The sequence below is a fragment of the Pseudomonas sp. CCC4.1 genome (assembly GCF_035019225.1).
GTDB classification, from domain to species: Bacteria; Pseudomonadota; Gammaproteobacteria; order Pseudomonadales; family Pseudomonadaceae; genus Aquipseudomonas; species Aquipseudomonas bubulae.
In genome coordinates, this window is the sequence record NZ_JASJWL010000077.1 from 1 (window position 1) to 20,137 (window position 20,137).

Below are 20,137 nucleotides of genomic sequence, written 5' to 3' on the forward strand. Positions count from 1 at the left end.
AGATGTGTATAAGAGACAGGTATGCCGGTAATACCGTGTTGCTGCCATCGCGAGCAAGCCCGCTCCCACAAAATCGCCTTTATGGCTGTAATGTTTTGTATAAAACCGCACAAAATAGCGTGACCTATGAGTCATAACGGGCATCTTCACTGTATCGTGTGAAACGTACGGGCGGGTGCCGGGCCTTTTTCGGGCTGTTTTGTTTATTTTTACGCACCCACACAAGCCCTTTTATTGTCAGCGCCCCTCGATTATGTGAGCGGGTGATCTCCAGCTATTTAGTATTGGGAAGCCACAATGATTGGCATTAAAAGCATCGCCAGTTACGTGCCAGCAAGCGGTGTAGACAACTACGCGCAGGGCGCGAAGTTCTCCAAAGACGAAGAATTCATTCTGGGCAAGATCGGTTCGGCGTTTCTGCCGCGCAAAGACGCTGACCAGGAAACCTCCGACCTGTGTGTTGAAGCAGTCAACGCACTGTTTATCAACAATCCTCAGCTTAAACGCGAATCCATCGACGCGTTGATCGTCGTCACCCAGAACGGCGACGCCGAAGGCCTGCCGCACACCGCGGCCATTGTCCAGGACAAGCTAGGTCTGCCGACCCACGTTGCCGCCTTTGATATCTCCCTGGGCTGCTCGGGCTATGTCTACGGCATCTACGCGATGAAAGGCTTTATGGAAGCCGCGGGCCTGAAGAACGGTCTGCTCGTGACGGCCGACCCGTACTCGAAAATCGTTGACCCGGAAGACCGCAACACCACCATGCTCTTTGGTGACGCGGCCACCGCTACCTGGATGGGCGAAGACGCTCCCTGGCAGCTGGGCAAGGCCAAGTTCGGCACCGACGGTTCGGGTGCGCCGCATCTGAAAGTCAGTGATGGTGTGTTCTTTATGAATGGCCGCCAGGTGTTCAACTTCGCGCTGCTCAAAGTGCCTGCGCACTTGAACGAGTTGCTGGAAGAGTCCGAGCTGACCTCCAAGGACATCGACGCGTTCTGCATCCACCAGGGCAGTGCGGCCATCGTTGACGCCGTGGCCCGTCGCTTTGAAGGCGAGCCGGAGAAATTTATCAAGGATATGGTCGAGACCGGCAACACCGTGTCGTCGAGCATTCCGCTGCTACTGGAAAAGCACGTGATGGATGCCACCTGGAAACGGGTGGCGCTGAGCGGCTTTGGTGTGGGCCTGTCGTGGGGCTCGGCGATTATCTATCGCCAGTAAGCATTACGTTGAAACACAAAACGCCCGTGGCCCTAAAGCCATGGGCGTTTTGCTTTCTGGCAGGGCTGATTGAAACTGTGGGAGCGGGCTTGCTCGCGATGGCATCACCCTGGTTTGCCTGAAGCACCGCGCCGCCCGAATCGCGAGCAAGCCCGCTCCCACACTGGGGGGTGCCCGGCAGCTCATCGCCCCGCTAACCCCCTGAATTACAAGGCATGGCCCCCTTGCCTGCAAAAAAAATCAAAATAAACCTCAAGCAACCTGCGTTTACGACGATAACCATTACGAAGGTTCTCTAGGCCACACCCGGCGGTTGCCAGGGCCGGAAGCCGCAGTATTCATCCAATGAGGATTTCGTCATGGCTTTATCAGTAAACACTAACGTCACGTCCCTGACCGTTCAGAAAAACCTGAACAAAGCCGGTGATGCGCTTAGCACCTCGATGACCCGTTTGTCCTCCGGCCTGAAAATCAACAGCGCCAAAGACGACGCGGCGGGCCTGCAAATGGCCAACCGTCTGACTTCGCAGACCAAAGGCATGACCGTAGCGATCGCCAACGCCAACAACGGCAACTCGATTGCTCAGACTGCTGAAGGCGCGATGCAGGAATCAACCAATATTCTGCAACGTTTGCGTGAACTGGCCCTGCAGTCCGCGAACGGTGATAAAAGCGACGCTGACCGTGCGTCCCTGCAACAAGAATTCACAGCAAAAACCGGTGAACTGACCCGTATTGCTCAAACCACTACCTACGGTGGTCGTAACATCCTGGACGGTTCGTTCACTAACCAGTCCTTCCAGGTCGGCGCTGATGCCAACCAGACCATTTCGTTCGGCATGAGCGATATCAGCGCTACTGCTTTGAAGGGGTCTTACAGCGAGGCATCTTCGGGTGGGGCGGCTATGCAGGGGCTTTCAGCTTCTGCTATAGGCTCTGTACTGGCTGGTACGGCTACCACGACTACTACAGCTGCTTTTGCTAGTACTGATGGTACTGCTGATCTTACTTTAACTACTGGCGGAGCAGCGTCATCGATAAATGCTACGGACAAAATTACTATTAATGGTAAGGCCGTTGCTCTGACTGATGGCATGAAAGGCAACGATCTCGCCGCTGCCATTAACACTGCCGATTCTAGCGTTACAGCAACATTTGATGATAAGACTGGTGTGATGAATCTTGCCTCGGCAAAAGACATTGTCGTTGGTGGTGCTAATGCTGATAAAACAGGTATTGCTGCTGCTACAATTTCTGCTGGGGCTACTGCTACCAGTTCAGCTGTTGATAATTTGAAAACAGGTGGCACTTCGAATCTTGCAGCTACAGATAAAATCACTATCAACGGTAAAAGCGTAATTGTTACTGATGGCATGTCGGGTACTGATCTTGCCACAGCTATTGGTAAAGCTGATGGAGATGTTAAAGCAGTTTTTGATGCTGCCACCGGTGTAATGAAGCTTACTTCTACATCATCTATTGTTGTCGGTGGTGCCGATGCAGGTAAGGCGGGCCTTACAGCAATTAAATCTCCACAAACAACCGCTACAACAACGAATGTCTCAAAAACTAACAGCTCAAACATGGGGGCTGATGGTGGAATTTCCGTTAACGGTAAATCAGTAGCTTGGACAGCGTCTGAAACAGTCGATCAAGTTTTGAATAAAATGAAGGCGGTTGATGGGATCAAATCTGCTTCAATCAATAGCGATGGGCGAATCGAACTCACGTCAAAAGATGGGAGTGATATTAAGCTGGCTAACACTCAAGGAGGTTCGTTGGCTCAGTTAGGGTTGTCGGCTGGCACTTCTCAAGCAAAATTGACCGCTGATACTTCGATTGAGTTGAACGGCGTTGAGGTTAAGTTCAAGAAGGGGGATAACGCCGACGCAGTCGTCTCTTCGATCAACAGCGCCAGCACAGGAGTGACCGCCAGCAAGAATGAGGACGGCACGTTGAAGTTGTTTTCTAACAAAGACATTACTGTCAAAGATGGTGGCGCCGGTACAGGCTTGGCTGCACTGGGTCTGAAAGCTGTTTCTGATGCTGGCACTGCGAAAGCAACCACTGTTGAAACCAGCGTTGCCAGCCTGAGTGTTCTGACCGCCGCTGATTCGCAGCGTACCGTTCAGGCGCTGGCTGATGCGATTCAACAGATCGACACCCAGCGTTCGGCTTTGGGTGCTGTGCAAAACCGTTTTGACAGCACTGTGGCCAACCTGCAAAGCATCTCTGAGAACTCCACCGCTGCACTGGGTCGTGTTCAGGACACTGACTTCGCTTCTGAAGCGGCTCAGCTGACCAAGCAACAAACCCTGCAACAGGCGTCCACTGCGATCCTGTCTCAGGCGAACCAACTGCCTTCCGCTGTGATGAAACTGCTTCAGTAATTTCAGCGCTCGGTTGATAACGGAAGGGCGCGTTTACGCGCCCTTTTGTTTTTTCAGTGGTGAGGTAATGACATGGACATGAGCATCAAACTGAGTTCCGCCTACCCAACCGCCGTCGGGCCGTCCAGCCCAGCGCCCGCATCGGCTGCAATCCCCAAGGCTGACGCAGATGACATCGCGTTGCCCGGCAAGCCGCCTGAACGTGTCGAGCTAGAGAAAGCCGTCAGTGATTTGCGTGACTTTGCGCAGTCTAACCAGCGCCAGCTGGATTTTTCGATTGATGACACCACCGGCATCATGGTGGTCAAAGTCATCGCCACGCACAGCGGTGAAGTGATTCGCCAGTTGCCTTCAGAAGTCGCTCTAAAGCTCGCGCAAAATCTGGCAGACCCGAATAGCCTGCTTTTTAACGCCAGCGCTTGAAGGTGGCACGAAATGTGAAGCTATCCGTGGCTTCGGCATTCTTTGTCAATAAAGTGTTCGCCAGCCAAGCGGCAGCCACCGGATAAGGAGAATAAGCATGGCCAGTTCAACTATTACAGGTGTGGGTTCGGGGTTCGATACGGTCGGTATCGTAAAGGCCTTGGTCGATGCTGAAAAAGCACCCAAGCAAGCCCAGATCACCAAGCAGCAAACCGTCACCACGACCCAGCTGTCGGCGGTGGGCACCGTGAAAGCCTCGCTTGAGACTTACCGCACAGCCATTGCCAAGCTCAACAGTGTCTCCAGTTTCAACGGGTTGGCGGCGACGTCATCCGATGAAAAAATTTCCAAGGTCACCCTCGGTGACAAAGCCGCCAGCGGTACCTATGCGCTGAAAGTCACGCAACTGGCGACGGCGCCAAAAATCACCAGCAAGGTGTTTGAAGGCAGTTCGGCAGTCGTTAACTCTAGCGAAAAAGATCAAACCCTGACCCTCTCGCAGTCGGATAGCAGCTACGATGTGAAGATCCCGGCGGGCGCGACCATGCAGCAGACCCGTGATGCGATCAACACGCAGCTGCAATCCAAGGGCTTCAGCGCCAACGTCCTGACGGACGCCAACGGCTCGCGTCTGGTGATCAGTTCGCAGACCACCGGCAAAGGGTCCGACATCACCATCAGCGGTGACTCAGAGCTGGCTACGGGCTATGACGCCGGTAAACCGCCAGTCAATGCTGAATACACCATCGATGGTATTGCCATGGAGTCGACGAGCAACAAGGTGACCTCGGCCATCAGTGGCGTGAGCCTTGAGTTGCTTGACACCAAGGAGTCCACGATTACCGTGGCGTCCAACACTACGACCCTGAAAACCTCGGTACAGTCGTTTGTCAGTGCCTACAACGCGCTGATGACCAGTATCAACACGCAAACCAAAGTGACCGCCACCGGCGATGCGGCGACCACCACCACCGGCGCCCTGACCGGTGATTCGTCGATGCGTCAGTTGGTCAACGGTATTCGCAGCGAGCTGCTGCAAAATACCAGCGGCTCTTCCATCGGCAACCTAGCGCAAATGGGCATCAGCACAGACCAGAAAACCGGATTGCTGACCCTCGACGACACCAAGTGGAACGCCGCCGTGGCGCTGCCTAACGGTGCGACCGAGATTGCCAAGGTGTTTGCCGGTGACACCGGTTTGATCTCGCGCATGACCAAAGCCACCGACAGCTATGTGGGGACGGCCGGGCTGCTAACAACTCGTGCGGCAGACTTGAATACCAAACTGACGGACCTGACGACTCAGCAGGGCGATCTGGATCGCCGAATGGACTCGCTAAAGACATCCCTGACCGCCAAATATACGGCGATGGACGGCCTGATTGCGAAGATCAACGCCAGCAGCTCAAGCATCATGACCACGCTTAATTCATTGAATAACCCTAAGTCGTCCAGCTGATTTTTCAGAGTGTGTGGCGCGGCTTCGTGGCTAAAGTTTTCAGCGCCACAGTCGACATAAGGGTTAAGTCCCAGACAATTTGTTACGAGGTAAGAACATGAACCCGATGCGCGCCCTTCGTCAGTATCAGAAGGTTAATTCCCACGCTCAAATCTCCGAAGCCAGCCCCCATCGTCTGATTCAGATGCTGATGGAAGGCGGTCTGGACCGTATGGCCCAGGCCAAGGGCGCGATGAGCCGTGGTGATATCCCGCAGAAGGCCATGTTGATCACCAAGGCCATCGATATCATCACCGGCCTGCGTCAGGGCCTGGATGAAGATAAGACCGACGACAAGGCCGCGCTGGAGCAACTGGACAGCCTGTACGAGTACATGACCGTGCGCCTGACTCTGGCCAATGCCAAGAACGACCCGGAAATCATCGATGAAGTGGCACGCCTGCTGATCACTGTAAAAAGTGGTTGGGATGCCATCGCCCCGCAATAAGCCAGAGGAGTGCGTCATGAGCCAACTGCAACGTATTCAGGAAACCCGCGAAGCGCTGATTGATGCCCTGGCCGAGCGCAACTGGGATGCCATCGGCGAGCTGGATTCGGCCTGCCGGGTGTGTGTCGAGAATGTGCTGGACGAAGCGCCACTGGACGAGGCTGTTTTGCGCGAAAATCTGGAGGGGTTATTGGTGGTGTATCGCATGTTGCTGGAGGCGGCTACTGATGAGCGCCAGGCGGTCGTTGAGCAGATGGGGCAGATCAACCAAGCAAAAAATGCGTCAAAGGTTTACCATCTATTCGGTTAAGGCCTAAAGAATATGTGGTTAATTGCGTTTTAAACCGCCATAAATTTGACTCGGCACAGTTTTTTGACTTAACTAGCACGTTATTCTGTATTCAGTCGTCTTAGATATCCAACAGGGTTAGGACGTCTACATATGTCCTGCCATCCGGGGCATTGAGTTGACTAGGGAAGTTGCTATTGCATGTGGCGTGAAACCAAAATCCTGCTGATCGATGACGATAGCGTCCGCCGCCGTGATTTGGCGGTGATCCTGAATTTTCTTGGCGAAGAAAATCTGACCAGCCCCAGCCACGAATGGGAGCAGGCTGTCAGTGCCTTGCCGTCCAGTCGCGAAGTGCTTTGCGTGCTGGTCGGCACCGTGAGTACTGCCGGTGGCTTATCAGGACTGCTTAAGACACTGGCCGCGTGGGATGAGTTCCTGCCGATCATGCTTTTAGGTGAAGTTTCTTCCCTCGACTTGCCTGAAGACCAGCGCCGCCGGGTGTTGTCCAGCCTCGAAATGCCCCCCAGCTACAGCAAATTGCTTGATTCCCTGCACCGTGCCCAGGTCTATCGCGAGATGTACGACCAGGCCCGCGAGCGCGGCCGTCATCGCGAGCCCAATCTGTTTCGCAGCCTGGTCGGTACCAGCCGGGCGATCCAGCATGTGCGCCAGATGATGCAGCAAGTGGCCGATACCGATGCCAGCGTGCTGATCCTCGGCGAGTCCGGCACCGGCAAGGAAGTGGTGGCGCGCAATCTGCACTACCACTCCAAGCGTCGCGACGCGCCGTTTGTGCCGGTCAACTGCGGGGCGATTCCTGCCGAGCTTTTGGAAAGCGAGCTGTTCGGTCATGAGAAGGGTGCCTTTACCGGGGCCATCACCAGTCGTGCCGGGCGTTTTGAACTGGCCAATGGCGGCACGCTGTTCCTCGACGAAATCGGCGATATGCCGCTGCCGATGCAGGTCAAGCTGTTGCGTGTGTTGCAGGAACGTACATTTGAGCGTGTGGGCAGCAACAAGACCCAGTGTGCCGATGTGCGGATCATTGCCGCCACCCACAAAAACCTTGAAAGCATGATTGAAGTCGGCGCCTTCCGCGAAGACCTGTACTACCGCCTCAACGTATTCCCGATTGAAATGGCACCGCTGCGTGAGCGGGTCGAAGATATTCCGTTGCTGATGAACGAGCTGATTTCGCGCATGGAGCACGAAAAACGTGGTTCGATCCGCTTCAATTCTGCCGCCATCATGTCGTTGTGCCGTCATGCATGGCCGGGCAACGTTCGCGAACTGGCCAACCTGGTGGAGCGCATGGCGATCATGCATCCGTACGGGGTGATTGGCGTCGTTGAGCTGCCGAAAAAATTCCGCTACGTGGATGACGAGGACGAGCAACTGGTCGACAGCCTGCGCAGCGATATGGAAGAGCGTGTGGCGATCAACAATGCCACTACCGACTTCGTGGCCAGTGCCAACGCGATGCTGCCGCCTGAAGGGCTGGACCTCAAGGATTACCTTGGCGGGCTGGAGCAGGGTCTGATCCAGCAGGCACTGGATGACGCCAACGGCATCGTTGCGCGGGCGGCAGAGCGTCTGCGGATTCGTCGTACCACCCTGGTGGAAAAAATGCGCAAGTACGGCATGAGCCGTCGCGAAGGTGAAGAGCAGGCGGATGATTGACGCGTGACTTTGTGGGAGCGGGCTTGCTCGCGATAGCATCACCGCGTTATTCCTGACACTGCGAGGCGCCCAAATCGCGAGCAAGCCCGCTCCCACATAAGCCGGGGCTGGCATAGCGGTTCGCTTGTGTTAGCTATTCAGGCACGGGTATTGCTTCGCTTGGTCTAACGGACCGTTTTATGACGGTCAGCCCAGCGAGTACGCCCCATGCCTCAAGCCGCCGTCCAGTTGTCCTCGGCCCCCGATCCCTACAGTCTGCTGGAAGCCCGCGTCTCGGAGCTGACCGGCGAGCTGGCAGTGGTCAGTGCGCAGCGCATGGCCGAGCTTGCAGAGAAAGAGCGGCTGGCCAATCGCTTGCAACACCTGCTTGATCTGCTCCCTGGCGGGATCATCGTGATTGATGATCGTGGTCGCGTGCGCGAGGCCAACCCCGCAGCCTGCGAGCTGTTGGGCCTGCCGCTGGAAGGCGAGTTGTGGCGCCATGTGATTGCCCGCTGTTTTGCACCTCGGGAAGACGACGGCCACGAAGTATCGCTCAAGGACGGTCGGCGCCTGTCGATTGCCACCCGTTCGCTGGATCCCGAGCCCGGGCAACTGGTGTTGCTCAATGACCTGACAGAAACCCGGCGCCTGCAAGACCAGCTTGCCCGCCATGAGCGCCTGTCGTCTCTGGGGCGCATGGTTGCTTCCCTGGCCCACCAGATTCGTACGCCGCTGTCGGCGGCGCTGATCTACGCCAGTCATCTCACCGAGCAGGCGCTGCCGGTGGAAACCCAGCAGCGCTTCGCCGGGCGTCTCAAGGAGCGCCTGCACGAGCTGGAACATCAGGTGCGCGACATGCTGGTGTTTGCCCGTGGCGAACTGCCGCTGAGCGACCGGGTTACCCCCAAGGTCCTGATGCAAACCCTGCAAGCAGCCGCGCAAACCCATGTGCAGGGTGTGGCGATCCGCTGGCAGTGCGATGCCTACACGGGGCAGTTGCTGTGCAATCGCGACACCCTGGTCGGCGCGCTGCTCAACCTGATCGAAAACGCCCTGCAGGCCGGTACGCCACAGGTGCGGCTCAAGGTGCATCTGTATCGCCGCGACAACAGTTTAAGGGTGTGTGTCAGCGACAACGGCAGTGGCATTGAGCCGCAAGTGCTGGCGCGCCTGGGCGAGCCGTTTTTCACCACCAAGGCCACTGGTACAGGTCTGGGCCTCGCGGTGGTCAATGCCGTGGTGCGTGCGCACCAGGGGCAATTGCAATTACGTTCGCGGCTGGGGCGTGGCACCTGTGCCTTGCTTAGCTTGCCGCTGATTCCCGTTGTAGCGGAGGCAAACTGATGGTGATGCGAATTAACGTGCTGTTGGTCGAGGACGACCATGCGTTGCGTGAGGCCCTGGCAGACACACTGTTGCTGGCAGGTCACGGTTTTCGCGCCGTCTGTTCGGGGGAAGAAGCCCTGGCTGCGGTGATGCTGGAGCCGTTCAGCCTGGTGATCAGTGACGTCAATATGCCCGGTATGGATGGCCATCAGTTGCTGGCCCGCCTGCGCGCCTGCCAGCCGCAATTGCCGGTGCTGCTGATGACGGCTCACGGTGCGGTGGAGCGGGCGGTGGATGCCATGCGTGAAGGGGCGGTGGATTATCTGGTCAAGCCGTTCGAGCCCAAAGCCTTGCTCGATCTGGTGGCCCGCCATGCTCTGGGCAGCCTCGGCGTGGCCGACAGCGAAGGGCCGGTGGCGGTGGAACCGGCCAGCGCACAGTTGCTGGAGCTGGCGGCACGGGTGGCGCGCAGTGATGCCACGGTACTGATCTCGGGCGAGTCGGGCACTGGCAAAGAGGTGCTGGCCCGTTATATCCACCAGCATTCCCATCGGGTGGATCGGCCGTTTGTGGCGATCAATTGTGCGGCGATCCCCGACAATATGCTCGAGGCGACCCTGTTTGGTCATGAAAAAGGCGCCTTCACCGGCGCCATTGCCGCCCAGGCCGGCAAGTTCGAGCAGGCTGATGGCGGCACCTTGCTGCTGGATGAAATTTCCGAAATGCCCTTGGGTTTGCAGGCCAAGCTGCTGCGCGTATTGCAAGAGCGCGAAGTTGAACGGGTGGGCGGGCGCAAGCCGGTTGCGCTGGATATCCGTGTTGTCGCCACCACCAACCGCGACCTGGCGGGGGAGGTGGCAGCGGGGCGTTTTCGCGAAGATCTGTACTACCGCCTTTCGGTATTCCCCCTGGCCTGGAGGCCGTTGCGTGAGCGCATCGCCGATATCCTGCCGCTGGCAGAGCGGCTGCTGGCCAAACACATCAGCAAAATGAAGCACACTGCTGTAGGGTTTTCGCCCGATGCCAAGGCGTGCCTGAGTGCATACCCGTGGCCGGGCAACGTGCGCGAACTGGATAACGCGATTCAACGGGCGCTGATCTTGCAGCAGCGCGGCTTGATCGAGGCGGCAGATTTTTGCCTGGCCGGGCCTGTGGCCTGTGCACCTTTGCCGCCATTGACGCGCCCTGAGCCGCTGGCGGTGGAAGTTGTGGAGTCGGCGGGCGGCTTGGGCGATGATCTGCGCCGGCGTGAGTTCCAGATGATTATCGACACCTTGCGTGCCGAGCGCGGGCGACGCAAGGAAGCTTCCGAGCGTCTGGGCATCAGCCCGCGCACCTTGCGCTACAAGCTGGCGCAAATGCGTGATGCGGGGATGGATGTTGAGGCTTATTTGTTTGCTGCCACCTGAGAGCGTCACTAAACCCCTGTGGGAGCGGGCTTGCCCGCGAAGGCATCACCGCGCAGCGCCTGATTCACCGCGTCGATTAAATCGCGGGCAAGCCCGCTCCCGCAGGGGCAGGTGTTATCCTTGTCTGCGACGTTTTGTAACGTTAATTGTTATAAAACGGCAAGGAGCTGGCACCCTTGTTGCTACACCTCAATATGCGCTGTGAAAGTGTCAAAAAAATGCGGGTCGTCGGAGGCACTGGTCCATGAGCCAAGGTATTGAATTTAATCGATTGATGTTGGACATGCGGGCCATGCAGATGGACGCCATGGCACAACCGAAATCGGCTGTGCAGGCCGCTCCCGAAGCGGGTGCCAGCAGCTTCTCCGACATGCTCGGTAATGCGATCAACAAGGTCAGCGAAACCCAGCAGGCGTCGAGTCAGCTGTCCAACGCGTTCGAGATCGGTAAAAGCGGTGTCGACCTGACTGACGTGATGATCGCCTCCCAGAAGGCCAGCGTTTCCTTTCAGGCCTTGACCCAAGTACGTAACAAGCTGGTTCAGGCTTACCAAGACATCATGCAGATGCCGGTTTAAGGGCGATATCAAGTCATGGCAGATGCACTCCCGGATAACGTTCCGGCCAAAGCAGGCGCAGGCGGCAAACCGCTGTTTGGCCTGACCTTTCTCGACAATCTGGGCGACATGACCATGCTGCGTCAGGTCGGCCTGATGGTCGGTCTGGCGGCGAGCGTGGCGATCGGTTTTGCCGTGGTGCTGTGGTCCCAGCAACCCGACTACCGGCCGCTGTACGGCAGCCTGGCCGGTATGGATGCCAAGCAGGTCATGGAAACCCTGGCCGCTGCAGACATTGCCTACACCGTCGAACCTAATTCTGGCGCCTTGCTGGTCAAGGCCGATGACGTCTCCCGTGCCCGCCTCAAGCTGGCCGCCGCAGGCGTGACGCCCACCGACGGCAATATCGGTTTCGAGATTCTCGACAAGGACCAGGGCCTGGGCACCAGCCAGTTTATGGAGGCCACACGCTATCGTCGTGGGCTTGAAGGCGAGCTGGCACGGACCATTTCCAGCCTCAACAACGTCAAGGGCGCGCGGGTTCACCTGGCCATTCCGAAAAGCTCGGTGTTTGTCCGTGATGAGCGCAAACCCAGCGCTTCGGTACTGGTAGAACTGTACTCGGGCCGCTCGCTGGAGCCTGGGCAGGTGCTGGCGATCGTCAACCTGGTGGCTACCAGCGTGCCCGAGTTGAGCAAGTCGCAGATCACCGTGGTCGACCAAAAAGGCAATCTGCTGTCGGATCAGGGTGAAAATTCCGAGCTGACCATGGCCGGCAAGCAGTTCGACTACAGTCGCCGCATGGAAGGCATGCTTACCCAGCGCGTGCACAACATTCTGCAGCCGGTGCTGGGCAATGACCGCTACAAGGCCGAAGTGTCGGCCGATGTTGATTTCAGTGCGGTCGAGTCCACCTCCGAGCAGTTCAACCCCGACCAGCCAGCCCTGCGCAGCGAACAATCGACCAGCGAGCAGCGCACTGCCAGCAACGGCCCGCAAGGCGTGCCGGGGGCCCTGAGCAATCAGCCGCCGAGCCCGGCCAGCGCACCGCAGCAAACCGGCCAGGGAGCTGCTGGCGGGGCGGGCATGATCCAGCCGGGCCAGCCGTTGCTCGATGCCAACGGCCAGCAAATCATGGATCCGGGCACCGGCCAGCCAATGCTGGCGCCGTACCCGGCCGACAAACGTACGCAGTCGACCCGAAACTTCGAGCTTGACCGCTCCATCAGCCACACCAAACAGCAGCAGGGCAGGGTCAATCGCCTGTCGGTGGCGGTGGTGATCGACGACAAGATCAGCGTCAACCCGGCCAACGGTGAAATCACCCAGGTGCCATGGACCACCGATCAGCTGGCGCGCTTTACCCGTCTGGTGCAGGACGCCGTGGGCTTCGATGCCAGCCGTGGCGACAGCGTCAGCGTGATCAACGTGCCGTTCTCCACCGAGCGGGGTGAAGTGATCGCCGATATCCCGTTCTATTCTCAGCCTTGGTTCTGGGATGTGGTCAAGCAAGTGCTCGGCGTGCTGTTCATTCTGGTGCTGGTGTTCGGTGTGTTGCGCCCGGTGCTCAACAACATCACCGGTCACGGCCGCAACAAGCAGGTGGCCGGTATTGGCAGTGATGCCGAGATGGGCGGCCTGGGCGGTCTGGATGGCGAGCTGGCCAACGACCGTGTCAGCCTTGGCGGCCCGCAAAGCATCATGTTGCCAAGCCCCAGCGAAGGCTATGACGCGCAGTTGAATGCAATCAAGAGCCTGGTCGCAGAAGATCCGGGCCGTGTGGCCCAGGTAGTAAAAGAGTGGATCAATGCCGATGAGTGATAACCGCGCCGCCGCCAACGCCAAGTTGACCCGGGTCGACAAGGCCGCCATTTTGCTCCTGTCGCTGGGCGAATCCGATGCCGCCCAGGTGCTGCGCCATATGGGCCCCAAGGAGGTCCAGCGGGTGGGTGTGGCGATGGCGCAGATGCGCAACGTGCACCGCGAGCAGGTCGAGCAGGTGATGAGCGAATTCGTCGAGATCGTCGGCGACCAGACCAGCCTCGGCGTGGGCTCGGACAGCTATATCCGCAAAATGCTCACCTCGGCCCTGGGCGAAGACAAGGCCAACGGCCTGATCGACCGCATCCTGCTGGGTGGCAACACCAGCGGCCTGGATAGCCTCAAGTGGATGGAACCGCGTGCCGTTGCCGATGTGATCCGCTTTGAGCACCCGCAAATCCAGGCCATTGTGGTGGCTTACCTCGACCCTGACCAGGCGGGTGAAGTGCTCGGCCACTTTGACCAGAAGGCGCGCCTCGACATCATCCTGCGGGTCTCGTCGCTCAACACCGTGCAACCGGCGGCGCTCAAGGAGCTTAACCAGATCCTCGAGAAGCAGTTCTCCGGCAACTCCAACGCGGCGCGTACCTCCCTGGGTGGGGTCAAGCGCGCGGCCGATATCATGAACTTCCTCGACAGCTCGATGGAAGCGCAGTTGATGGACTCGATCCGGGATATCGACGAAGACCTTTCGGGTCAGATCGAAGACCTCATGTTCGTGTTCAACAACCTGGCCGATGTCGACGACCGCGGTATCCAGGCGTTGCTCCGGGAAGTGTCCTCTGACGTACTGGTACTGGCGCTCAAGGGCTCCGACGAGAACGTGCAGGAAAAGATCTTCAAGAACATGTCCAAGCGTGCCGCCGAATTGCTGCGCGACGATCTGGAAGCCAAAGGCCCGGTGCGCGTCAGCGATGTCGAGACTGCGCAGAAGGAAATCCTCACCATCGCCCGCCGTATGGCCGAAGCCGGAGAAATTGCTCTCGGCGGGAAGGGCGGCGAAGAGATGATCTAAGTGAGCAGCGGCGAAACCCCCGGTGATGTAATCCGTGCCAAGGATGTCGGTGCTTTTGATGTCTGGGGTCTGCCCAGCTTCGATCCGTGGCGCGAGCCCGAAGCAGAGCCCGAACCCGAGCCGGTTGAAGAACTGCCCGAGATGGAAGAGGTGCCGCTGGAAGAAGTCCAGCCGTTGACCCTTGAAGAGCTCGAAAGCATTCGCCAGGAGGCCTACAACGAAGGCTTCGCCACGGGTGAGAAAGAAGGTTTTCATAGCACCCAGCTCAAGGTTCGCCAGGAAGCCGAAGTGGCCCTGACGGCCAAGGTTGCCAGCCTCGAGCGCTTGATGGGCAGCCTGCTGGCACCGCTTGCCGAGCAGGATCAGCAGCTTGAGAAAGCCATGATCGGGCTGGTTGAGCACATGACCCGGCAAGTGATCCAGCGCGAGCTGAAAACCGATTCGAGCCAGATCGGGCAAGTGCTGCGCGAGGGTTTGAAGCTGTTGCCGATGGGCGCCGAGAATATTCGCCTGTTTATCAATCCGCAGGACTTTGACCAGATCAAGGCCCTGCGTGAGCGTCATGACGAGCAATGGCGGATTGTCGAAGACGACAGCCTGCAACCGGGAGGCTGTCGCATTGAAACCGAGCACAGCCGCATCGATGCCAGTATCGAAACACGGATCAAGCAGGCCATGAGCCAGTTGCTTGACCAGCTCCACGAACAGGCCCTGCACCCGGCGGCGCCTGATATCGACATCGATCTTGATGCACCTTAAGCGCACCAGTTTTGCCAAGCGCCTGGGCAGCTACGCTCCGGCGGTGTCCTTGCCGGTGCAGCCGGTGGTTGAAGGGCGCCTGCTGCGCATGGTCGGTCTGACCCTGGAGGCCGAAGGCCTGCGCGCGGCCATGGGCAGCCGTTGCCTGGTGATCAACGACGACAGCTTTCACCCGGTAGAAGTCGAAGCTGAGGTGATGGGCTTTAGTGGCAGTAAAATTTTTCTGATGCCCGTAGGCAGTGTCGCCGGCATTGCGCCGGGCGCCCGAGTGGTGCCGCTGGCCGATAATGGTCGCCTGCCGATGGGCATGAGCATGCTCGGCCGGGTGCTCGATGGCGCCGGCCGTGCGCTGGATGGCAAGGGGCCGATGAAGGCCGAAGACTGGGTGCCGCTGGACGGCCCCACCATCAACCCGCTCAAGCGCGACCCCATCAGCGTGCCGCTGGACGTGGGCATTCGCAGCATCAACGGTTTATTGACGGTGGGTCGCGGCCAGCGTCTGGGCCTGTTTGCCGGTACAGGCGTGGGCAAGAGTGTGTTGCTGGGCATGATGACCCGCTTTACCGAGGCCGACATTATCGTGGTGGGCCTGATCGGCGAGCGGGGCCGTGAGGTAAAGGAATTTATCGAACATATCCTGGGTGCCGAAGGCATCAAGCGCTCGGTGGTGGTGGCATCGCCTGCCGATGATGCGCCCTTGATGCGTTTGCGCGCGGCGATGTATTGCACGCGGATTGCCGAATATTTTCGCGACAAGGGCAAGAACGTCCTGTTGCTGATGGACTCCCTGACCCGATTCGCCCAGGCCCAGCGGGAAATCGCCCTGGCCATTGGCGAGCCGCCCGCGACCAAGGGCTATCCGCCGTCGGTGTTTGCCAAGCTGCCCAAGCTGGTGGAGCGCGCCGGCAACGCCGAGGCCGGGGGTGGTTCGATCACCGCGTTTTACACCGTGCTGTCTGAAGGGGATGACCAGCAGGACCCGATTGCCGATTCGGCGCGGGGCGTGCTCGACGGTCATATTGTGTTATCCCGCCGATTGGCCGAAGAGGGCCATTACCCGGCCATCGATATTGAAGCATCCATCAGCCGGGTCATGCCCTCGGTGGTCAGTGAAGAACATATGCGCCGCGCCCAGCAGTTCAAGCAGCTGTGGTCGCGCTTCCAGCAGGCGCGGGACTTGATCAGCGTGGGCGCCTATGTGCCGGGCGGCGATCGCGAGACCGATACCGCCATTGCCCTGCAACCGGCGATGGTGGGGTATCTGCGCCAGGGGTTGAACGACAATATCAGCCTGGCCGAGAGCGGGGCTCATCTGGGCAGTATCTTCGCCCCGGCAGCCGGAGGTTAATCGGCCATGGCCAGTGACAACAGGGCTTCGCGTCTGGCGCCGGTGGTGGACATGGCGGAAAAGACCGAGAAGGCTGCGGCCCAGCGTCTGGGACACTTCCAGGGGCAGGTCAACCTGGCCAACAGCAAACTGGGTGATCTGGAAAACTTTCGCGGGGAATACCAGGCGCAATGGGTTGACCGCGGCAGCCAGGGAGTCACGGGCCAATGGCTGCGTAACTATCAGTACTTCCTCGGCCAGTTGGAAACCGCCGTTGGCCAGCAGCGTCAAAGCCTGGTGTGGCATCAGAACAATCTCGACAAGGCCCGCGAGACCTGGCAACAGGCCTATGCCCGGGTTGAGGGGCTGCGCAAACTGGTACAGCGCTACGCCGACGAAGCGCGCCAGCTGGAAGACAAGCGCGAGCAAAAGCTGATGGACGAACTGTCCCAGCGCTTGCCGCGCAAAGACGTGTACTGATCGCGTACGTCCTCTGCATCCCGTAGCAGCTGCTACGGGTATTGGCCTGCGGCGGTGCTCACAGAAGCGTCTATAGTTGCACTGACTATCTCGGGAGCAATTCACATGGCAGTGACATCTGAAGTCTCGGCAGATGGCAGTAAGCTGACGATCGCCATCAAGGGCCGGTTCGACTTTGCCAAGCACCAGGAATTTCGTGACGCTTACGAAGAACTCAGCCCCGCGCCCGCCTGCGTAGTGGTGGATTTGAAGGATGCCACCTATCTCGACAGCTCGGCCCTGGGCATGCTGCTGCTGTTGCGTGAGCATGTCGGCGGTGATGATTCTGACATTCGCGTGGTCAACAGCAGCCCGGATGTGCGCAAGATTCTGGGCGTTTCCAATTTCGACAAGTTGTTCGATATCAATTGAGCGGCTCGATGCAGCGCCTGCGCAGGCTGCAGCAAACGATAGTGCAGCAGCGCGACCAGATCGCCCGGCACAACGACTACTTGCTTAACGAACAGCGGGTGGCCAAGGCTGTGTTTGACCGGGTGGCGCACTCAGGCTGTCTCGATGCCCCCAATATCCGTTATCTGCAATCGCCCTATGCCTTGTTCAATGGCGATTTGCTGTTGGCCGCCTATACGCCCTCAGGCGATACCCATCTGCTGCTCGCCGACTTTACCGGCCACGGTTTGCCTGCGGCGATTGGTGCCATGCCTCTGGCCGAGGTGTTCTACAGCATGACGGCCAAGGGCTACGGGTTGGCGGAAATACTCAGGGAAATGAACGCCAAGCTTAAACGTATCCTCCCCGTGGACATGTTCTGTTGCGCCGCGTTGCTGTGTGTGAGCGCCCAGCGGCGCTGCGTCGAAGTCTGGAATGGCGGTATGCCCGATGGCTATTTGCAAGCGGCACTCAGCGGTCAGCGCACGGCACTGACCTCGCAGCACTTGCCGTTGGGTGTCTTGCGCGCCGAAGTGTTTGACCATGCCACCCAGGTGTTGCCGATGCTGCCCGGTAATCAGGTGTTTTTACTGACCGACGGTGTGATCGATACCTGTGGCCCCAATCAGCAATTGTTCGGGGTTGAGCGCCTGGAGCGGGTGCTGGATGCCAATCGGCATCCGTTGCAACTGATTGCCGAGGTCGAACAGGCTTTGCGGGATTTTCAGGGGCAGGCCCGGGATGATGTGAGCATGGTGCAGATCACTTCACAGCTGCCGGCTTTTTTGGGGGTGCCGGCGATTGTCTACTCCGACAGTGGCCAATGCAGCCCGCGGGACTGGTCGGCCAGCTTCGAGTTTCGGGCGCCCAGCCTGCAGCAGTTCAATCCACTGCCTTACGTGTTGCAATTGCTCATGGAAGTCCACGGGCTGCGCGCCCAGGGGCCGGTGATTCATGCGGTGCTTGCCGAGCTCTACAGCAATGCCCTGGAGCACGGGGTGTTGGGCCTCGATTCACGGCTCAAGCGCGATACAGGGGGCTTTGCCCATTACTATCAGCAGCGCAAGGAGCGTCTGGCAACGCTCAAGTACGGGTTTGTGCGGTTCTCGTTGCAAGTCGAGCCGATCGGCGAAAGCGGTCGCCTGCTGATCCAGGTAGAAGACAGTGGTGCGGGTTTTGATGTTGCCAGGGTGATGGCCAGGCCACTGGATTTAGACCGTCTGTCGGGACGCGGGGTGAGCCTGGTGCGTCAACTCTGCCCTGCAGCACGCTGGGCACCTGATGGTCGTAGCGCGACCGTGGAGTTTTCGTGGGGGGGTCTGGCATAATCCGCTCATTCTTGATCAAGGAGTGAGCAAGTGTCTGACATTCATATGGACCCGAAAGTGGTCAATGCGTTGCGAGACGTGATGGAGGGAGGGTTTGCCGACCTGCTGGACACCTTCCTCTCCGACTCCGAAGAGCGTCTTGGCCAACTGCACAACGCCCGCGAGGCTTGCGACCTGACGCTGGTTGCCCATAGTTTCAAAGGCAGCAGCAGCAATATGGGTGCCATTCGCCTGGCACATTTGTGCGGCCTGCTTGAAGAGCGTGCGCAAAAGAAGCAACTGGCCGAAATCCAGGAGCTGGTGATCAAAATCGACGATGAATACCAGATGGTCCGGCGCCTGTATCGCGCCGAGCGCCAGCGTTCGGTGTCGCCGCATTTTGTATCCCGCTGACTGTGCACTAAAGCTGGCCCGAACCTTGCTGTGACTCTCTGACCTGTACCCATGCCAGCCGTACAGTGGAGAGCCGTTAATGCCCGTTGCTGCCCAAACCCTGCTTCTGACACCTGCCGCCGCAGCCCCTAAAGCCTCGGCGAGCAGTCCTGTGCAGCCTGCCAAGGCTGATGCGCAGCCTTTTGCAAAGGTCTATGCCCAGGCAGCCGACCCGGCGCCAGCCGTTGCCGGTAGCGGCAACCCCTTGCCTGCCGGCAAGACGGAAGACGCAGTCAGCACTGATCAGGATGACAGTACTGACAAGCCGGGCGATGACGTGGCAACGGCCGATCCGCTAGCCACGCAGCCGGTGGTGCCAGTGCCGGTGCCGGCTGTTGAGGCTGCGCCGCCCGCGCAACCGGCCACCCCTGAGGTGCAAGTGGCACAACTGGCGGCCCAGGCACCGCCACCGCTGGCGGCCGACGACGACACCTTCGATCCTCAAGCCGATCCTCTGGACGCAATGCCTGCCGTGCGCCTGGCGATGGAGCAGGGCGGGCATGTTTCGGCCAGTAGCCAGTCCCCGGTCAAAACTCCATCAAGCGACGCGGCTCCTGCCGCAGCCCAGGGGCAGGCCAGCGGGATAGCCATGCTGGTCGATGATAAAAGCGATGACTCGACCACTGGTGAAGGGGGCGAGAAATCCTTTAAAGGCCTGGTCGATGAGGGTCTCAAGGACCTGAAAAGCGCCTCCAGCGATACCCGTGTGGATGACTTCGCCAACCGCCTGGCGGCGCTGACCCAGGCGGCGGTGCCGAAAACGACCAATGCGCTACCGGTCAACCAGCCGTTGGCCATGCATCAGAGCGGCTGGTCCGAAGAAGTCGTCAACCGGGTGATGTATCTGTCCAGCGCCAACCTCAAATCAGCCGATATCCAGCTGGAGCCTGCCGAGCTGGGGCGTCTGGATATTCGGGTCAATATTGCGGCTGACCAGTCGGCGCAGGTCAACTTTGTGAGTGGCCACGCCGGTGTGCGTGAGGCGCTGGACAGTCAGATGCACCGCTTGCGCGAAATGCTCGCTCAGCAGGGCATGGGCCAGGTGGACGTCAACGTGTCGGATCAGCAGCGCAACTGGCAAGGCCAGCAGGGCCAGGAGCAACAGGCCCGTAGCGGTGGCGGTGGCCAGCGACTGGACAGCCTTGTTGATGACGAGCCGGTGGAAGTGGCTGCGGTTGCGCCAAGCGTGGTGCTGGGCTCCAGCGCGGTGGATTACTACGCGTAAGCGCTAGCACTAAAACACCTGTAGATACTCTGTTGCAGGTCAAGCCCTATTGTGGGAGCGAGCCTGCTCGCGAACGACCTTCGCGAGCAGGCT

General features: G+C 59.0%; 19 protein-coding genes. All 19 read left to right on the forward strand.

All coding sequences use genetic code 11. The annotated features are described in order from the left end of the window. Positions 1-297: 297 nt before the first annotated feature. The 19 genes from QN377_RS20840 to QN377_RS20930 all read left to right on the forward strand — a co-directional run bounded on the left by QN377_RS20840 (position 298) and on the right by QN377_RS20930 (position 20,044). Complete coding sequence (locus QN377_RS20840) at positions 298-1,224, forward strand: ketoacyl-ACP synthase III (protein ID WP_095018916.1); 927 nt, start codon at positions 298-300, stop codon at positions 1,222-1,224. A 359-nt stretch (positions 1,225-1,583) separates the two neighbouring features. Next, positions 1,584-3,614: a flagellin gene (locus tag QN377_RS20845; RefSeq protein WP_095018914.1), complete on the forward strand. Its 2,031-nt coding sequence runs from the start codon at positions 1,584-1,586 to the stop codon at positions 3,612-3,614. 72 nt (positions 3,615-3,686) lie between these two features. Then, on the forward strand, positions 3,687-4,037 hold the full coding sequence (locus tag QN377_RS20850) for a flagellar protein FlaG (RefSeq protein WP_095018913.1): 351 nt from the start codon (positions 3,687-3,689) through the stop codon (positions 4,035-4,037). 97 nt (positions 4,038-4,134) lie between these two features. Next, a complete protein-coding gene (fliD, locus tag QN377_RS20855; RefSeq protein WP_095018912.1) occupies positions 4,135-5,496 on the forward strand; it encodes a flagellar filament capping protein FliD in 1,362 nt (453 codons plus the stop codon). A 97-nt stretch (positions 5,497-5,593) separates the two neighbouring features. Beyond that, positions 5,594-5,983, forward strand: coding sequence for a flagellar export chaperone FliS (gene fliS / locus QN377_RS20860; RefSeq protein ID WP_095018911.1), 390 nt, complete (start codon positions 5,594-5,596; stop codon positions 5,981-5,983). A gap of 16 nt (positions 5,984-5,999) precedes the next feature. Next, positions 6,000-6,293, forward strand: a complete 294-nt coding sequence (locus QN377_RS20865) for a flagellar protein FliT (RefSeq protein ID WP_095002618.1) — start codon at positions 6,000-6,002, stop codon at positions 6,291-6,293. Between the two features lie 180 nt (positions 6,294-6,473). Then, positions 6,474-7,955, forward strand: coding sequence for a sigma-54 dependent transcriptional regulator (locus QN377_RS20870; protein WP_095002617.1), 1,482 nt, complete (start codon positions 6,474-6,476; stop codon positions 7,953-7,955). A 207-nt stretch (positions 7,956-8,162) separates the two neighbouring features. Then, the gene (locus QN377_RS20875) at positions 8,163-9,281 is read left to right on the forward strand and encodes a sensor histidine kinase (RefSeq protein ID WP_095018910.1); all 1,119 of its coding nucleotides are present in this window, start codon (positions 8,163-8,165) and stop codon (positions 9,279-9,281) included. A 5-nt stretch (positions 9,282-9,286) separates the two neighbouring features. Beyond that, positions 9,287-10,672 carry a sigma-54-dependent transcriptional regulator gene (locus tag QN377_RS20880; protein WP_095021128.1) on the forward strand — a complete coding sequence of 462 codons (1,386 nt, stop codon included), beginning with the start codon at positions 9,287-9,289 and terminating at the stop codon, positions 10,670-10,672. Positions 10,673-10,916: 244 nt separating this feature from the next. Next, positions 10,917-11,249 (forward strand): flagellar hook-basal body complex protein FliE, encoded by a 333-nt coding sequence (gene fliE / locus QN377_RS20885; RefSeq protein ID WP_016781577.1) that lies wholly within the window; start codon positions 10,917-10,919, stop codon positions 11,247-11,249. 15 nt (positions 11,250-11,264) lie between these two features. Then, the gene (gene fliF, locus QN377_RS20890; RefSeq protein ID WP_322212646.1) at positions 11,265-13,049 is read left to right on the forward strand and encodes a flagellar basal-body MS-ring/collar protein FliF; all 1,785 of its coding nucleotides are present in this window, start codon (positions 11,265-11,267) and stop codon (positions 13,047-13,049) included. Further along, positions 13,042-14,064 (forward strand): flagellar motor switch protein FliG, encoded by a 1,023-nt coding sequence (gene fliG, locus QN377_RS20895; RefSeq protein ID WP_083369860.1) that lies wholly within the window; start codon positions 13,042-13,044, stop codon positions 14,062-14,064. The genes fliF and fliG overlap by 8 nt, the downstream gene beginning before the upstream one ends. Then, entirely contained in the window at positions 14,065-14,823 is a 759-nt protein-coding gene (gene fliH, locus QN377_RS20900) for a flagellar assembly protein FliH (protein ID WP_095025521.1), read from the forward strand. Then, positions 14,813-16,171, forward strand: a complete 1,359-nt coding sequence (gene fliI / locus QN377_RS20905) for a flagellar protein export ATPase FliI (RefSeq protein ID WP_095002613.1) — start codon at positions 14,813-14,815, stop codon at positions 16,169-16,171. The genes fliH and fliI overlap by 11 nt, the downstream gene beginning before the upstream one ends. A 6-nt stretch (positions 16,172-16,177) precedes the next feature. Beyond that, complete coding sequence (gene fliJ / locus QN377_RS20910) at positions 16,178-16,630, forward strand: flagellar export protein FliJ (RefSeq protein WP_095002612.1); 453 nt, start codon at positions 16,178-16,180, stop codon at positions 16,628-16,630. 105 nt (positions 16,631-16,735) lie between these two features. Beyond that, positions 16,736-17,041 (forward strand): STAS domain-containing protein, encoded by a 306-nt coding sequence (locus QN377_RS20915; protein WP_095002611.1) that lies wholly within the window; start codon positions 16,736-16,738, stop codon positions 17,039-17,041. Between the two features lie 8 nt (positions 17,042-17,049). Then, complete coding sequence (locus QN377_RS20920) at positions 17,050-18,387, forward strand: ATP-binding SpoIIE family protein phosphatase (protein WP_416194587.1); 1,338 nt, start codon at positions 17,050-17,052, stop codon at positions 18,385-18,387. Positions 18,388-18,417: 30 nt separating this feature from the next. Beyond that, complete coding sequence (locus tag QN377_RS20925; RefSeq protein WP_095002609.1) at positions 18,418-18,780, forward strand: Hpt domain-containing protein; 363 nt, start codon at positions 18,418-18,420, stop codon at positions 18,778-18,780. 79 nt (positions 18,781-18,859) lie between these two features. Continuing rightward, entirely contained in the window at positions 18,860-20,044 is a 1,185-nt protein-coding gene (locus tag QN377_RS20930; RefSeq protein WP_095018907.1) for a flagellar hook-length control protein FliK, read from the forward strand. The last annotated feature ends 93 nt before the right edge of the window (positions 20,045-20,137 follow it).

Excerpts from the sequence above, each read along its gene's own strand:
- QN377_RS20850 (WP_095018913.1), top strand. The coding sequence starts at position 3,687 with ATGGACATGAGCATCAAACTGAGTTCCGCCTACCCAACCGCCGTCGGG.
- QN377_RS20880 (WP_095021128.1), top strand. The coding sequence starts at position 9,287 with ATGCGAATTAACGTGCTGTTGGTCGAGGACGACCATGCGTTGCGTGAG.
- fliG (WP_083369860.1), top strand. The coding sequence starts at position 13,042 with ATGAGTGATAACCGCGCCGCCGCCAACGCCAAGTTGACCCGGGTCGAC.
- fliE (WP_016781577.1), top strand. The coding sequence starts at position 10,917 with ATGAGCCAAGGTATTGAATTTAATCGATTGATGTTGGACATGCGGGCC.
- fliF (WP_322212646.1), top strand. The coding sequence starts at position 11,265 with ATGGCAGATGCACTCCCGGATAACGTTCCGGCCAAAGCAGGCGCAGGC.
- QN377_RS20915 (WP_095002611.1), top strand. The coding sequence starts at position 16,736 with ATGGCAGTGACATCTGAAGTCTCGGCAGATGGCAGTAAGCTGACGATC.
- fliD (WP_095018912.1), top strand. The coding sequence starts at position 4,135 with ATGGCCAGTTCAACTATTACAGGTGTGGGTTCGGGGTTCGATACGGTC.
- QN377_RS20875 (WP_095018910.1), top strand. The coding sequence starts at position 8,163 with ATGCCTCAAGCCGCCGTCCAGTTGTCCTCGGCCCCCGATCCCTACAGT.
- QN377_RS20870 (WP_095002617.1), top strand. The coding sequence starts at position 6,474 with ATGTGGCGTGAAACCAAAATCCTGCTGATCGATGACGATAGCGTCCGC.
- fliS (WP_095018911.1), top strand. The coding sequence starts at position 5,594 with ATGAACCCGATGCGCGCCCTTCGTCAGTATCAGAAGGTTAATTCCCAC.
- QN377_RS20920 (WP_416194587.1), top strand. The coding sequence starts at position 17,050 with ATGCAGCGCCTGCGCAGGCTGCAGCAAACGATAGTGCAGCAGCGCGAC.
- QN377_RS20865 (WP_095002618.1), top strand. The coding sequence starts at position 6,000 with ATGAGCCAACTGCAACGTATTCAGGAAACCCGCGAAGCGCTGATTGAT.
- QN377_RS20845 (WP_095018914.1), top strand. The coding sequence starts at position 1,584 with ATGGCTTTATCAGTAAACACTAACGTCACGTCCCTGACCGTTCAGAAA.
- fliJ (WP_095002612.1), top strand. The coding sequence starts at position 16,178 with ATGGCCAGTGACAACAGGGCTTCGCGTCTGGCGCCGGTGGTGGACATG.
- QN377_RS20840 (WP_095018916.1), top strand. The coding sequence starts at position 298 with ATGATTGGCATTAAAAGCATCGCCAGTTACGTGCCAGCAAGCGGTGTA.
- fliI (WP_095002613.1), top strand. The coding sequence starts at position 14,813 with ATGCACCTTAAGCGCACCAGTTTTGCCAAGCGCCTGGGCAGCTACGCT.
- QN377_RS20930 (WP_095018907.1), top strand. The coding sequence starts at position 18,860 with ATGCCCGTTGCTGCCCAAACCCTGCTTCTGACACCTGCCGCCGCAGCC.